Source organism: Bifidobacterium sp. KRGSERBCFTRI (assembly GCF_025908335.1).
On record NZ_CP109653.1, the window covers coordinates 2048453 to 2063229 of the forward strand.

Below are 14777 nucleotides of genomic sequence, written 5' to 3' on the forward strand. Positions count from 1 at the left end.
TTGTGTATGAGGTGAGCACTATGGAACGATTCATTCATGTGGAGCACGGTTTCGGACCCTGCTATGCGGCGGATTCTACCCGCTTGTTCCTTGGCACCATGGCGAGCCCGAAATCACGGGAAGCCGGCTTCTTCTACATGCATCCGCGCAACCGGTTCTGGCCGATCATGCAGGCGTTGTTCGCCGATCCGCAAGATGCCTCCGACGTGGTTGGCGACACTCCGGATTCGCGCCGGGCATTCGCGCTGCGTCACCGGTTCGCGTTGTGGGACACCGTGGAATCATGCGATATCGTCGGCGCCAGCGATTCGAGCATCCGCAACGTCGTGCCCAGCGACTTGAGCGAGATCATTCGCAATTCACAGATCTCGCATATCTACGCGTGCGGGCAGAAGGCGGACCAGCTGTTCCACAAATACAGCGAGCCGATGCTCGAGTGCAATGGCATCCATGTATCTGAAACGGCTCTTCCCTCCACTTCCCCCGCATATGCATCGAAGACACTCGACCAACTTGTCGACATATATCGAGAGCGCATTTTCGACTGATTCCGGTTCATCTGCCGGTTGACGACGTAGGAATAAGAAGACCCAAGGAGCCTGATATGCTCAACGCCCTTTGCCATGTCCACGACGATTCCTCGCCGCTGTTCCTCATGTTCCACGGGTACGGAAACGACGAGCATGAAATGATCCGCGTCATTGAGGCCGTTGGCAGGCACGACCCGATGAGCTACATCAGTTTCCGCGCCCCATTCGAGCGCGAATACATGGGCGGCTATTCGTGGTACCCGCATGGATGCGGCCCCGAGGCGCGCAGACGGTTGGCAGATGAAAGCATCGGGGGAATCAGGCGGTTGCTCGACTCCCCCATCTGCCGCAATCGTCCAACCGTCTGCATCGGGTTCTCCCAAGGTGGCTATATGAGTCTACGTATGGTGCTTGCGGAGCCCACGATGTTCGATGCCGCCATATTGATGAGCCCCTCCTTCGTCGGCGGATTATCCGATGACGAGCGAGAGCGGCTCATGCACAGCCGTACACGTTTCTTACTATGCTATGGCGAGGATGACACGACGATTCCGCGGGCCGACCAATGCAGGCTCCGCGAATGCCTGCAGCGGACCGGCAGGCTGACATACCGGGACTACCCGCAGACGGCGCATGCGATCGTCGCCCCGGAGATACAAGACATACGAGAGTTCATACAGGAGATGGTGACCCATGCCGATTGACGCGCAGGGACTTGAGATTCAGATCGGTGCCCGCACGCTGCTGCACCCGACGAACTTCCATGTGACGAAGGGTGACAAGATCGGCCTGGTGGGCCGAAACGGCGCAGGCAAGACCACACTCACCCGCGTCATCACCGGAGACATGCTCCCCACCGCGGGCACCGTTCGTGTCTCGGGCAAACTCGGCTACCTTCCGCAGGACACCCATGCCGCCGATCCGGAACAGACGGCGCTCGACCGTATGATGAGCGCACGTGACATCGCCTCGATCATCAAACGAATCCGCAAGGCCGAGAAGGAGATGACCAGCCCGGATCCCGACGTGATGACGAAGGCGATGAACCGGTACGACAAGGCGATGCAGGATTTCGAGAAAGCCGGCGGGTATGCGGCGCAATCGGAGGCGACCGCAATGGCCGCCAGCCTCGGCCTACCCCAGGAGGTCATGGGCCAACAACTCGGCACGCTCTCCGGCGGACAACGCCGGCGCATAGAACTGGCACGCATCCTCTTCTCCGATGCCGACACACTCATCCTGGACGAACCGACGAACCATCTGGATGCCGATTCCATACTGTGGTTGCGCGAATTCCTGAAGAAATACGAAGGCGGATTCCTCGTGATCTCCCACTCCAACGAACTGCTCGACGAGGTGGTGAACAAAGTATGGCACCTCGACGCCCAGCTCGGCCAGATCGACATGTACTCGCTCGGTTGGAAGGCATACCTACACCAGCGCGTCGTGGACGAGGAGCGCCGTCGCCGTGAGCGTGAAGTGGCTGAGAAGAAGGCCGAGCGCCTCATGCAGCAGGGCATTCGACTGCATGCCAAAGCCACAAAAGCCGTGGCAGCGCAGAACATGATGCGTCGGGCTGAACGTCTCCTCGCCGAAACCTCCGTGGCCCAGAAGAAGGAGAAGGTGGCCGACATACGCTTCCCGGAGCCGGCACCATGCGGCAAGACCCCCATCGAGGCGAAGGACATCTCGAAAGCCTATGGCTCGAACATCGTATTCGCGGGAGTCAATCTGGCCATCGACAAAGGCTCCCGGGTGGTCATCCTCGGGTACAACGGTGCGGGCAAGACCACCACACTGCGTTTGCTCGCCCATCTCGAGGAGCCGGACACCGGCGTGGTCGAATATGGCCATGGCGCGAAAATTGGCTATTTCGCCCAGGAGCACGACACCCTGGATCTAGGCATCACCGTGCTCGAGAATCTGCAGCGAGTGGCACCCGAACTCACCGACACCCAAGCGCGCTCCATACTCGGATCGTTCCTGTTCTCCGGTGACGATGCCTTCAAACCCACCCACGTGCTTTCGGGCGGCGAGAAGACCAGACTGGCGCTCGCCACGTTGGTGACCTCCCGTGCCAATGTGCTGCTGCTCGACGAACCCACGAACAATCTCGATCCCGCCTCGCGCAATGAGATTCTCAAGGCAATCTCGAAATACGAGGGAGCGATTGTGCTGGTCACCCACGATGAGGGCGCCGTCGAGGCGCTCCGACCAGAGCGCGTGCTGCTCATGCCGGATGGTGACGAGGATCTGTGGAACGATTCGTATCTAGAGCTTGTCGCCGAGGAGTGAAGGCGATGGGATGTGTTGCGGCGTTGTTTGCGTGCGCAATCAGGATTCGAATATCATAGTGGCCCGGACGAAAGTTCGGGCCACTATGATATTCGAGGAACGAGATTGCTATTCCATGAGATCAACCGGTTCGTCCGGCGTCCCTGCCTGCGTCTCTCGCATCATATCGGGTTCCACATAGATTTCCCAGTTATACCATGGCATCGCGGTACGCACCGCATCCTCGATCTTGTTCACCGTCGTCACATCGTAATCACGGTCGAACTTGGAGGTCTGCACTTTGAGGCAGAGCAGAATGTTGTCTTCCGACATATGCACGCTCTGCATGTTGAGGAGATCCTCCACGCCCTCGGTCCCCTCGACCGCTTTGATGATCCGCTCCTGCGTCAACGGGCTCACCGACTCCCCTATGAGCAGCGAACCGGTCTTGTAGGCGAGGAGCAGCGAACCGACAATCAACACGATGCCTACGAACATGCCGCCAAGCGCATCGTACAGTTCGTCACCGGTGCAGATCGCGAGTCCTATGCCGAGGAAGGCGAACACCAGACCGATCAATGCGAGCGTGTCTTCCATGATCACCGAGGCGAGGTCGGCGGATTTCGTCACTCTCCAGAACCGATAGATGCCCATATGCGGCATACCGGTATGCCGCATGCGTTCATTGGACTCTTTGACCGACTGGTGCAGACCATACCCCTCAAGGCAGGCGCTGATGACCACGACGATCAGCGCAACCACGAGCTCACCCCGGTTCGCCACTCGTGCCGACTGATCGGAGAGCACTTCGGTGATCTTCTTGACGGCCTCGCTTGTCGAGAAGAAGCCGCCCACGAAGAACAGCAAGGTTGCCACGACGAACGATGCCAAGTATTTGACGCGGAACCAACCAAAGGGGTGTTGCGGGTTCTTGCGTTTCTTGCGGGCCACTCTTCCGCCGGCCATCAATACGATCTCATTCGTGCAGTCCGCTATCGAATGCACCGATTCGGAGAGCATGGCCGAGGATTGCGTGAATGCCCAGGCCGCGAGTTTGGCGATGGCCACGCCGACATTCGCCGCCAACGCCGCCTTGACGGCTGCGCCCTCATGCTTTCTCTCTTCCTGGACGATTGGATTGTCCTGTTTGGGTGGAATATGCCGAGGTTGTGCCATATCGGTCTGCGTGGATGTACTCATTGCTCACTTCTTCACTGATTGCGAGGTGTGGGACCGCACGGGCGGTTCGGTCACACTGTCTGTTTGTCACTATGGGCCACTTCCGCAATGGTTTTCACGGCGTTCATCGCGCGCGGATACCCGATGTACGGCAGGCATTGCGAAGCCACTGCAATGAGGAAATGCGCGGTGTTGCCCACCCGGAGGTTCGCCATGATATGGCCGCGCAGCTCATTGGCGCAATCCGGTTGTGCCATGAGCAGGCAGAATGCGATCATCTCCCGTTCCTGCAAGCTCAGTCCGTTCCGCGTGAGGTAGGCACCGAGGTAATCGCCGCTGATCCAGGAATCGATGTGACCGGCGCCCATCTTGCGAAACTCCTCGTCACTGTCTGCAGATTCGCCGAAAAGTGTTCTGCGCAGTGAGGCACCTTCTTGTGTGCGGTTTTGCTTATCGATTGCGGATTGCGGCGCCAAGGGCAGTTCCACATTCTCCACATTGAGATAATCATTGATTCGTTTGAGATACGGCAGTGTATGCGCGAAGCCGATCAAAGGCGTGGCCTCATACACGATTTCCTTGAGTTCAACGGATGTGACGCCGGAGTGATATGAGATAGGCAGCATCATCTCGAAGGCATCCATGCCCTGTGCGCCGATGATGGCTGCGATGATCGCCATGCAACGGGCATGGTCGTCGAGCTTCTCATCATTGGCACCGGGCTCATTGACCACCGTGTCATATGCGAATTCGCTGAAGATCCCAATGAACTCGGGATCCGTCTCGTTCAGTGTGCGATCGGCATTCCAGAACCGGTTCATCTTCCTATGCAGTTCCTCGAACATGCCGTTCCTCTGTCCTTTCTCGGCATAGAAATCGGGACCCACGCATGCGCAGGTCCCGAATACGTGTTGTCCCAGTCTACGAGGCAATCGTTACCGAACGGAGTCCTCTGGCGTCCTCGCTCACTTGCTCTGCAACTGGTTCGAGGAGGCGTCGAAATCCTTGACGGCATAGGAATGCACGGCCATATCGTCGTACTTCTTCAAATACACGGTTTGCGTGGCCGTTGAATAGCAGTCAGAAAACAGCGTTTTCTCGAATTCGCCGTTCGCCGAGATTGCAGTCCCCTCGATCACTGCGGCGGTCGACAACGTCTTGAATAGGCGGTTCACGTTGGCATTCTCGCCGCTCTGCGTCGGATAATGCGTATTGTTGTATGCCGCGCGCACGAAGCGCGCCATGGAACCATAGCCACCCGGAAGCCCCTGCGAACTGTTGGAATCCTGATTGGTCTCAAGTTCCGAGCTTCCCCATTTCACCGACTTGCCGGTACGCGGGGAAACGTAGGCATAATTGTCGAGATGCTCGATCTGCTGTGGGAACGGTGGCTGATTGGTGAGCACATCGACATCGTCATCGTAGACGTGCATGCCGTCCTCGGTGCATTCGACGACGATGCTGCGGGTGTTGTCGGCGATGATCCAATGCAGTGTGGCCACCGGGAACCTGTCATTGATGGGCTTGCCGACGATCGTCACGTTCTTCAGAGCCTCCTGTACATCGTCCACACTGGTGAAGTTGCGGGTGACCCACAGGGGGAACTCGTATGCGGCCACGTTCGTGGTGAAGTTGACCGCCTCGGTGGCGTACTTGCAGTACTTGGCGAAGTTGAGACCCGCCACGGCGAGGCCGGCATCGTTCATGCAGTCGAAATACAGCGGCGTATCTTCCACGATGATGCCGATGCCGATCACCGGGTGGTTCTTGTCTTCGGCATTGAATGCCGGCGCGTAATGGTAATCATGCGGGGCGAATACGATTTTCTCCCCGTAATCCTCGCTCCAATCGAGATTGCGGCCGAAGTACATATTGTTCTGTCCATCGTCAAAACGAACGGCTGTGCACATTGCAGTTCCTTCCGATATGCCCGGCGGTGAAATCCGTATGGGCGTCATGCCCAATTCTATGGACGGGGAATTCGTCCATGTCGATTTTTCGTTGAGAGGTGAAGCAAACAGGTTACGCTATCGCCCAATCATGCATGCCGCCTTGCGCCGCGTACTAGAGTTGAGACTATTCGCCGTCCTGTTTTATGGACCATACGGAAGGGATGTCTTATGGCCTCACTGACCGCTCAACGCGAGCAGACCGCAGCGCTCGATGACGCACACATCGATTTACTGACCACCACCGCCTACAGTGTGGCCAATGTGCGTGCCATGGAGCAACCCCTGTTGGCGAAGGGCGTGCCTCTCATGCGCATGGCGGCACGCGCCACGGCGCACAAGATCCTGCAGATCATAGAAGACGCTCCCCTTGACCCGCATGACATACGGGTCAGCGTGCTTGTCGGCGCGGGAGACAACGGTGCAGATGGCCTGTTCACCGGTGCCATGCTTGCGGCACAGGGCGTGAACGTGACGGCCATTGCCGTCGGCAAGCAGCTGCATGAACAGGGGTTCGTCACTTTCGTGCAGTCCGGCGGCCACATTTGGACGCTTGATCCGGGTTCACGCATTCCCGGCGTACCCACCGGATTCTCCTCGGGAGAGGCCGGGCAACGACTTGAGACGGCCATTCGCTACGCCAAACGCTCCCATATCATCGTTGATGCAATGACCGGCATAGGCGTACGCGATGCCCTGCAGGGCATTCCCCGCGCACTCGCAGAGGTGCTTGGCGCCTTCAAGTCCGACGAGGGTAGCGAACACAAGCCGTTGGTGGTTGCGGTCGATACGCCCTCGGGCATAGGCGTGGATGATGGCACATTGCCGGGTGCCTACATTCCCGCGGACATCACGATGATGTTCGGTGCACTGAAGCCCTGCGCCATGCTCCCCCCTGCCGCATACGCCTGCGGTGAGATCAATCTGGTGGATTTCGGCTTCGACCTCGAATCCGCGGTGCCTGGCGTTGAGATGGTGGATGCCGATTTCGCCCGCATGTCGATTCATGAGCCGAAGGTGACCGACTCGAAATACACGCGTGGTGTGGTGGGGCTCATCACCGGATCGGTGCAATACCCCGGTGCCGCAGTGCTCTCCACCACCGCAGCTGCCCGCTCGAACATAGGCATGGTGCGCTACCTCGGCCCACAACATGCCCAGGATCTGGTGTTGCAGGCATTGCCCGAAGCCACAATGGGTAAGGGACGCGTTGAAGCCTGGGTGGTGGGCAGTGGTGTTCCGGGGGAAGACACGCAGGACATTCAACGGGAGGCCATTGAATCGTTGCTGGCACATTATGAACTCACCGATCCGGCACCGGCGGAATCGGTGAGCGACATTGATGGCGGTGATGTGGAATACAGCGATGCCCAGCAGAACGAGGAGGCCAGAAACATGCCTCCGATCGTGGTGGATGCCGGAGCCCTTGACTTGCTGCCCCGACATGTGCCATCACAGGTCGTGCTCACGCCCCATGCCAACGAGCTGTCCAGACTCCTGACGCGTATCGACGAACCGGTGAATGCAGCTGAGATAGAACAACGCCCCCTGTATTTCGCACGACGTGCGGCACGTCTCACCGGGGCCACAGTGCTGCTCAAGGGTGCGTTGACCATTGTGGTTGGACCCGATGATGACTCAATGGGTCGCGTGCTCGTGTCTGGCCGGGCGCCAGCCACCCTGGCCACTGCAGGGGCTGGTGACGTGCTCGCAGGCATGACCGGAGCATTGTTGGCCCAGCAAGGTGACGCCTATCTCGAAGATCCCGCCACCGTTCCCGAAACAGCTGCCGCAGCCGCATACCTTCATGGACTGGCGGCCTCGCTGGCCTCTCATGCAACCCAACATGCTTGGAACAAACCGAACATCGTGGGATTGGAAGAGACCGATGCCGACGAATCCCTCGGACGCCCCATCATCGCCTCCGACATCGTCCGCGCGGTTCCGGAGGCGTTCCGTCACTTGGGAAGCATGGAAGGTTGATCCGCATGTGAGGTACATCATATGTGACGTTCGCCGCATTCGCTCTGAGTAGACTCGCGTACAATCCACGCTGCATGTGGCCATACTCGAAGAAGGATCTTTTGGCAATCCATCGAAAGGAAGATCACCATGTCAATGTTGCAGCATAATCTCATCGATTTCTCCGTGGAGGCCTACCATGACGGGGCACTTGAGACCATAGGCAAGGAGGATCTACTCGGTCATTGGTCGGTGCTGTTCTTCTACCCTGCCGACTTTTCCTTCGTCTGCCCCACTGAGCTTGAGGACCTGCAGGATCATTACGCCGAGTTCAAGAAGGCCGGTTGTGAGATCTACTCGGTGTCGTGCGACACCCAGTGGGTGCACAAGGCTTGGCATGATGCCAATGAGAAGATCGGCAAGGTGCAGTACCCGATGCTCGCCGACACCACCGGCAAGCTCGCCCGTGATCTGGAGACCTATAACGAGGAGTCCGGCTTGGCCGAACGCGGCGATTTCATCATCGACCCCGAGGGCAAGGTGGTGGCCTATGAGGTCATCTCTTCGAACGTCGGGCGCAATGCAGAGGAGATCCTGCGCCGTGTGAAGGCGTCGCAGTTCGTGTACGAGCATGGCGATCAGGTATGCCCGGCCAAGTGGGAGCCCGGCGACGAAACGCTCGAGCCGAGCCTCGACCTCGTGGGCGAACTCTGATCGGAAGCGTATTGGAGCATGGACGATTCGAAACTCTATGACGCGATTGTGATCGGTGGGGGCCCTGCAGGCCTCACCGCCGGCATGTACCTCGCGCGTGCACGTTACCGCACCCTCGTCATTGAGAAAGAGGACTTCGGCGGTCAGATCACCATTACGGCGGAAGTGGTCAATTACCCTGGTGTACCGCGCACCAATGGCCATGCACTCACGAAGGCGATGCGCCAACAGGCGCAGGATTTCGGTGCCGAACTCACCGTTGGCGATGTCACCGGCATCGAGGAGGATCCAGACCGTTCCGGTTTGAAGATCGTGCATACGAAGCGAGGCGATTACCGGTGCTTCGCGGTCATTCTGGCCATGGGGGCCGCTCCGCGCAAAATCGGTTTCGACGGTGAACTCGAATATGCCGGTCGAGGAGTCGCCTATTGCGCCACTTGTGATGGCGAGTTCTTCACCGGCAAGGACGTCATTGTGGTCGGAGGCGGTTTCGCCGCAGCTGAGGAGTCGGTGTTCCTCACCCGCTTCGCACGCAAGGTGACGTTGCTGGTGCGTGAGGACGACTTCACCTGCGATGCCATGGTGGCACAGAAGGCCAAGGACAACCCGAACATCGAGATTCACTATGGCACCGAGCTCGTCGGGGTGCAGGCCGGTGAGCAAGGACTCGACAGGGCCGTGTGGCGTTCGGTCGCCACCGGTACGCAAACCGTCTGGCAGCCAGACGATGGAGGCACCTTCGGCGTGTTCGTATTCGCCGGATATGTGCCACAGACCGCTGTGGTGAAAGGAGTCGTCGACCTTGATCCGCAGGGATATGTGATTGCCGACGAACATATGCAGACCAGCCGGCCGGGCATATTCGCCGCAGGCGATCTTCGGGTGAAGGATCTGCGCCAGGTCGTCACGGCAACCGCCGATGGTGCCATCGCCGCGGTGAATGCGGAACGGTATGCTGCCGCGAAAAGTCTGGAGACAGGCATCGTGCCGAAACGTGTGGATCATAGTGTCTATGAGCAGGAGGAGCAGCAGGCTGCGCGGAACAAGCCTGCGGGCACCACCCCTGCCCCGGCTCCGGACCGCAGCCAGTCGGAAGATCCGCAGAACACGGTGTCCGCGGTGTTCAATGACGACGTGATCAAACAACTCAATGTGGTCTTCTCGCGCATGGCGCGGCCGCTGACATTGCAGCTGCAGCTCGACGAGACGAAGACCTCATCCGATCTCAAGGCGTTCATCACTGAACTGGTGCGCCTGAGCGACGGCAAGCTCGACATGATCGAAGACAAGGTGGGCAAGATCGCCCCCAACGGGCGTGGCGAATTCGATGTGAACGATTCACTGCCGTTTGCCGCCCCTCTGGTCAGCATCATGGTGCGTGACGATGCGGGGATGCTGGTGCCTACCGGCTTGACATTCCACGGCGTGCCGACCGGCCACGAGTTCCATTCGTTCGTGCTTGGCCTCTACAATGCGGCAGGCCCCGGCCAGCCACTCATCGGAGACGAGGCTGAACGAATCGATGCGATTCACGATCCCACCGAGATCATGATCCTGGTGAGTCTGACGTGCACGATGTGCCCGGAGACGGTTCGTGCCTCCCAGCGCATCGCAGCGGCGAACCCGAATGTCAGGGCCGAAGCCTACGACGTCGCCCACTTCCCAGAACTCAAGGAGAAGTATGACGTCATGAGCGTGCCGTGCATCGTACTCAATCGCGGAGGCAGACAAACCGTCGAGTTCGGCAAGAAGAACGTCAGTCAGATGCTCGATCTGATCGACGCACTGTGAGTGATCCGTAACCGAAAGCACGTCGCGGGCGCATATGTTTGCTCATATGCGCCCGCGACGTGCTTTCGGTGTGGGCGAAGTAGGCAGGTGTCAATCTGAAATGATTGTATACCCGTGGTTCGCAATGACTTCCTTGAGCTTGTCGAGATAGGTCTGTGCGGCCTTCGAGAGTTTCGCGCGTTCGTTCGTGATCCAGCCCAGCAGCATCGTCTCGTCGGTGTCGAGCGGAATCGTCATGATCTTCTCATTATTGAGGTCGCCATTATCGATTCCGGTGCACACCGTGTACCCGTTGAGCCCGATGATGAAGTTCAGAATGGTCGCACGGTCGGTCACATTGATCTGCTTGGGCGAATACTCCGGCCACACCGCCTCTTCGGCGAAGAAGAAGGAGCCCTCCTCCCCCTGCTCGTACTGGATGAACGGGAAGGGCTTGAGATCGTCCATCGTCACTTTCTTCTTCATCGACAGCGGGTTGTCTTTCGAGATGAACACGTGCAATGGCGCGCGGAAAAGCGGGTGGAACTCGAGGTGCTTCTCTCGCAGCATCTTGCCGATCACATGCGTGTTGTAGTCGGAAAGGTACAGAATGCCGATCTCGGAACGCATGTTCGCGACCTGATTGATGATGTCCTTCGTTCGTGTCTCGCGAATGGTGAACTCGTATTCATCCGATTTGAACGAGTTGATCATCTCGACGAAGGCCTCGACCGCGAACATGTAATGCTGTGTGGAGACGGAGCACAGCTGCTTGCGCGGTTTCGCGTTCTTGTACCGTTCCTCCAACAGATCCGCCTGGTCGAGCACCTGCCGCGCATAGGTGAGGAATTCCGCGCCGTCGACGGTCAGCGCAATGCCCTGCGAGGAGCGCGTGAAGATCTCTATGCCGAGCTCGTTCTCGAGTTCCTTGACCGACGAGCTCAACGCAGGTTGCGAAACATACAGTGCGTGCGACGCCTCGTTCATCGACCCGCATTCGACAATCTTGACGATGTACCGCAGCTGCAACAGTGTCATGTGATTCTCCCCGAGGTTGTTGTCAACGAGTAGTGTACCGCCCGGGAATCGCCCGTCCAAACGGTTGCTCAGTGTTCGAGCGAAAGCAGGTCACGTCTCGCCTGTGCTACGTCGCTGAATCTGAATGCATGCCAGCCCACGGATTTCGCGCCGTCCACGTTGCGCTGCGTGTCGTCGAAGAACACGGTGGTCTGCGGTTCCAGATTGAAGCGGGACTGTGCAAGCTCGTAGATGTCGGCGTTCGGCTTGCGCAGTTTCTCTATGCCAGACACCACGGTTCCACTCAGCAATCGTTGGAGCTGCGGGTACTTCTCGAACGCGAAATGGAATGTGTCCGCCGACCAGTTCGTCAGTCCCCAGACATGCACTCCTTGTTCGCACAGTTCGGTGAGCAGTTCCTCGGCGCCGTCGACCAATTGCGGCAACGCATCGCCATAATGCTCGATGTAATAACGGTACACTTCGGCGATCTCGTCACCCTGCTCCGCACGCACCAGTTCGAGCACATCCGCGAAATCCGCGCCACCGTCCATGAGATCCTCGTAATGGAAGAAACCATACGGATCGTTGTCCGCACAGATGTCCGCTACCAGCTGCTCGGGGTACACTCCGTCGAGCGCCGCATGGCATTGCCAGTCGATCAGCACGCCGCAGAAATCAAAGACGACGTCGCTCACCGCCCTGTTCGTCGTCTGGTTCTCGCCCATGTTCGCCTCTTCCTGCAATTACTGCAATCGGTTCCTGCGTCAGTATAATTCAAGCATTACCGATATGCCCGTAATTCCCATACCTCGATCAACCCTAGGGAGAGCTAGGCGACGACACACTGACGAGTGGAGTGGATTTACACGGATGCACCGGCCATATATGGTCGACGCATGGGGTATTCGGACGAGACGAGTGCCAGCGAGGCACGAGGGCTGCAACGAGAGCGACGCGACTTAGAGGTTCAACGCTGTGCAGCCGCCGAGGATGTGTGCGGGCGGCAGGTGGCATGCGTCTTCGCGCTCACGACGGCATTGGCGCTCATGGGGTTGGATTGGACTCCACTCACGACTGGGGTGACAAGACGGCGTTTGAGACCTGAATATCTACAGGTTGTGGTGGGTCCGTCGGATCTCAAGCCAGAAGACAGAATCGCCAGCAAACGGCATGGAAGGGTTTACGGTCGGTTCAGCGTCACCTACTTCAAAAGCGGAATTCCTCTGAAGACGATCGAAGTCGCCCCAGGTGTCACCTGCACCTCATGCGCATTCACCTGGCTGATGTTCGCCCAATGGCTGGATTTGGAGGAGTTGGTGAAGCTCGGCGATGCCATGATGCGTCGGTACACACTTCACGAGATGATGACCATACAGGATTTCGTCGATTTCCTCGATTGGGTAGATGAGTATGCCAGACGTAATCATAGGTATGCTCCACGAGGCATTATGAAATGCCGGAAGGCGTTGCCGCTGATGGCACAAGGTACCGATTCGGTTGCGGAAACTATGTTGCGTTTGATACTGATTCGCTATGGCCTGCCAATCCCTTGCGTCAATTACCAACTCGTCTTGCGCGATGGTTCACTGGTGTTTCTGGACCTTGCCTACCCTGAGGCGAAGATCGACATCGAATACGATGGGCGTCATCATCGCTACCAATGGGCACGGGATGCCCAGCGGACCATGAAGATCCGTGCCGAGGGATGGGAATATTTCCAGGTTACCTCTGAGATGCTCTCCGATGATGAGCAAATGTTTATGGTGGTCGTGCTCGTTGCCCGGTGCCTCAAGGAACGAACCGGCAAGGATTACCTGCTGCCGCAGCCATTGACTTTGGAGCAGGCGGCCGACCAACGCCGCGCGGTCTGGCATGGTTGATTTCGGATTTATCGGCCGTCATTCGTCTCTGTTTTGCGGAAAAGTGGAGGTCCCCTCCATAACATCTTGGTTTCAAGAGCGGCAAAACTCGACCACCTCCACGTAGCGGGATTCGGAATATCCGGTTTTCCGCTACCCTTGGGCACCGCTACTTGTGGGCTTGGCATTTTGCCGCTCTTGAAACCAAGATGTGCGCGGTCCGGCGATTGCCACCGCCTCTCTTCCGATAATTGTTCCGCGACCGTCACCAAATGCCGTGACTGGTTCGCACGGATTAGACGCTTCGCTCAGGTATATGCTTGATGTATTTGCTTATTCAACGTACGCTTCCGGTCGGTGGAAGCCCACATATCGTTCAAGGAATGCTGGCAATGGACGCATTCGACAAGATCGTGCAGAGGAGCTCATGAGTCAGATGGAGGATGGAATGACCGGCATATTCGGCGCGATCATAGGCGATATCGTCGGCTCGAAATACGAAGCCAATCCAATCAAAACCAAGCATTTCCCGCTGTTCTCCAATGGTTGCCGATTCACCGACGACACGGTGATGACCTGCGCGGTAGCCGAGGGCATCATGAATGGTGGTAGCGCAGATGATTTCATTGATGCGATGAAGAAATATGGGCGCATGTACCCGAACGCGGGTTATGGTCCCCGGTTCATGCGCTGGCTGTTCTCCGACAGTCGTGAGCCCATCGGCAGTTTCGGCAACGGATCGGCCATGCGCATATCGCCTTGTGCGTGGATGATGAGCTGCGGATTCACCGCACGGACCGGATTCATGCCCATCGGAGGTCGCGAACTCGCCGAGCGCTCGATCACGGTGACCCACGACGATCCCGAAGGTGTCAGAGGAGGGATGGCAGTGGCCGACTCAATCTTCCTCGCGCGATACTACTTCGGCGGCTGCCGCGGTGAGCATGAGAGGTCTCTGGCCGACGATCCTGCCGCATGCAGACAACGGATCGAAGACCACATCATCCACGAATACGGGTATAACATGAGCCGATCACTGGGCAAAATCCGTTCAGACTACCGGTTCGACGCCACATGCCAAGGTTCGGTGCCAGAGGCCATCACCTGTTTCCTGGAAAGCACCGGTTTCGAGGATGCCATACGCAATGCGGTCTCATTGGGAGGAGACAGCGATACGCAGGCAGCCATAGCTGCGAGCATTGCACAGGCCGCCTATGGCATTCCCGACAGCATAGCCGAACAGGCGCTCTCCTATCTGCCCATGCCCTTGCGTGACGTGCTGACCCGCTGGGATGCATTCTATAGAGACCTTGACGAGCCGCCGCTCTTTTTCGAACATCGCCCGTACAACGCATGAAAATCGAATGTGGACGTCACAAGAGAATGCTCCACTGCTCTCGTCGCAGGAAAGTATGAATTGTGTGGTGATGATTTGGAGGGTTTTAGGTTCAGTTGAATAGTAAGTTTTGAAACTTACTATTCGTAAGGTTGTTATATTCCGTTACTTTCATCTGTTACAC

The 14777-nt window shown here is 57.8% G+C and carries 13 protein-coding genes; 8 read left to right on the plus strand and 5 right to left on the minus strand.

Features of this window, described 5'->3' with window-relative positions; all coding sequences use genetic code 11:
* Window positions 1–20 precede the first annotated feature (20 nt).
* Genes OGI63_RS08890 through OGI63_RS08900 form a run of 3 tightly spaced genes read left to right on the plus strand, consistent with a single transcriptional unit; the run spans window position 21 to window position 2825 of the window.
* Entirely contained in the window at window positions 21–548 is a 528-nt protein-coding gene (locus OGI63_RS08890; RefSeq protein ID WP_004217914.1) for a DNA-deoxyinosine glycosylase, read from the plus strand.
* 56 nt (window positions 549–604) lie between these two features.
* On the plus strand, window positions 605–1234 hold the full coding sequence (locus OGI63_RS08895) for an alpha/beta hydrolase (protein WP_004217913.1): 630 nt from the start codon (window positions 605–607) through the stop codon (window positions 1232–1234).
* A complete protein-coding gene (locus OGI63_RS08900; RefSeq protein ID WP_004217912.1) occupies window positions 1224–2825 on the plus strand; it encodes an ABC-F family ATP-binding cassette domain-containing protein in 1602 nt (533 codons plus the stop codon). The genes OGI63_RS08895 and OGI63_RS08900 overlap by 11 nt, the downstream gene beginning before the upstream one ends.
* A gap of 108 nt (window positions 2826–2933) precedes the next feature.
* On the opposite strand, the gene OGI63_RS08905 is transcribed toward OGI63_RS08900, so the two are convergent.
* The 3 genes from OGI63_RS08905 to bsh form a co-directional block, all read right to left on the minus strand.
* Window positions 2934–4004: a cation diffusion facilitator family transporter gene (locus OGI63_RS08905; RefSeq protein WP_004217911.1), complete on the minus strand. Its 1071-nt coding sequence runs from the start codon at window positions 4002–4004 to the stop codon at window positions 2934–2936.
* Between the two features lie 50 nt (window positions 4005–4054).
* On the minus strand, window positions 4055–4828 hold the full coding sequence (locus OGI63_RS08910; protein WP_004217910.1) for a carboxymuconolactone decarboxylase family protein: 774 nt from the start codon (window positions 4826–4828) through the stop codon (window positions 4055–4057).
* 120 nt (window positions 4829–4948) lie between these two features.
* A complete protein-coding gene (bsh, locus tag OGI63_RS08915; RefSeq protein ID WP_004217908.1) occupies window positions 4949–5893 on the minus strand; it encodes a choloylglycine hydrolase in 945 nt (314 codons plus the stop codon).
* Between the two features lie 210 nt (window positions 5894–6103).
* Between bsh and OGI63_RS08920 the strand changes: the two genes are divergently transcribed.
* From OGI63_RS08920 to OGI63_RS08930, 3 genes are all read left to right on the plus strand, one after another.
* On the plus strand, window positions 6104–7915 hold the full coding sequence (locus OGI63_RS08920) for a bifunctional ADP-dependent NAD(P)H-hydrate dehydratase/NAD(P)H-hydrate epimerase (RefSeq protein WP_004217906.1): 1812 nt from the start codon (window positions 6104–6106) through the stop codon (window positions 7913–7915).
* Window positions 7916–8044: 129 nt separating this feature from the next.
* Window positions 8045–8608 carry an alkyl hydroperoxide reductase subunit C gene (ahpC, locus tag OGI63_RS08925; protein WP_004217905.1) on the plus strand — a complete coding sequence of 188 codons (564 nt, stop codon included), beginning with the start codon at window positions 8045–8047 and terminating at the stop codon, window positions 8606–8608.
* An 18-nt stretch (window positions 8609–8626) separates the two neighbouring features.
* On the plus strand, window positions 8627–10399 hold the full coding sequence (locus OGI63_RS08930) for an FAD-dependent oxidoreductase (protein WP_004217903.1): 1773 nt from the start codon (window positions 8627–8629) through the stop codon (window positions 10397–10399).
* 90 nt (window positions 10400–10489) lie between these two features.
* On the opposite strand, the gene OGI63_RS08935 is transcribed toward OGI63_RS08930, so the two are convergent.
* Window positions 10490–11416, minus strand: a complete 927-nt coding sequence (locus OGI63_RS08935) for a LysR family transcriptional regulator (RefSeq protein ID WP_004217901.1) — start codon at window positions 11414–11416, stop codon at window positions 10490–10492.
* A gap of 68 nt (window positions 11417–11484) precedes the next feature.
* Complete coding sequence (locus tag OGI63_RS08940; protein WP_004217900.1) at window positions 11485–12123, minus strand: HAD family hydrolase; 639 nt, start codon at window positions 12121–12123, stop codon at window positions 11485–11487.
* 171 nt (window positions 12124–12294) lie between these two features.
* Here OGI63_RS08940 and OGI63_RS08945 point away from each other — a divergent pair, with 171 nt between their 5' ends.
* A complete protein-coding gene (locus OGI63_RS08945) occupies window positions 12295–13278 on the plus strand; it encodes a hypothetical protein (protein ID WP_004217898.1) in 984 nt (327 codons plus the stop codon).
* Window positions 13279–13705: 427 nt separating this feature from the next.
* A complete protein-coding gene (locus tag OGI63_RS08950) occupies window positions 13706–14614 on the plus strand; it encodes an ADP-ribosylglycohydrolase family protein (protein WP_004217897.1) in 909 nt (302 codons plus the stop codon).
* The last annotated feature ends 163 nt before the right edge of the window (window positions 14615–14777 follow it).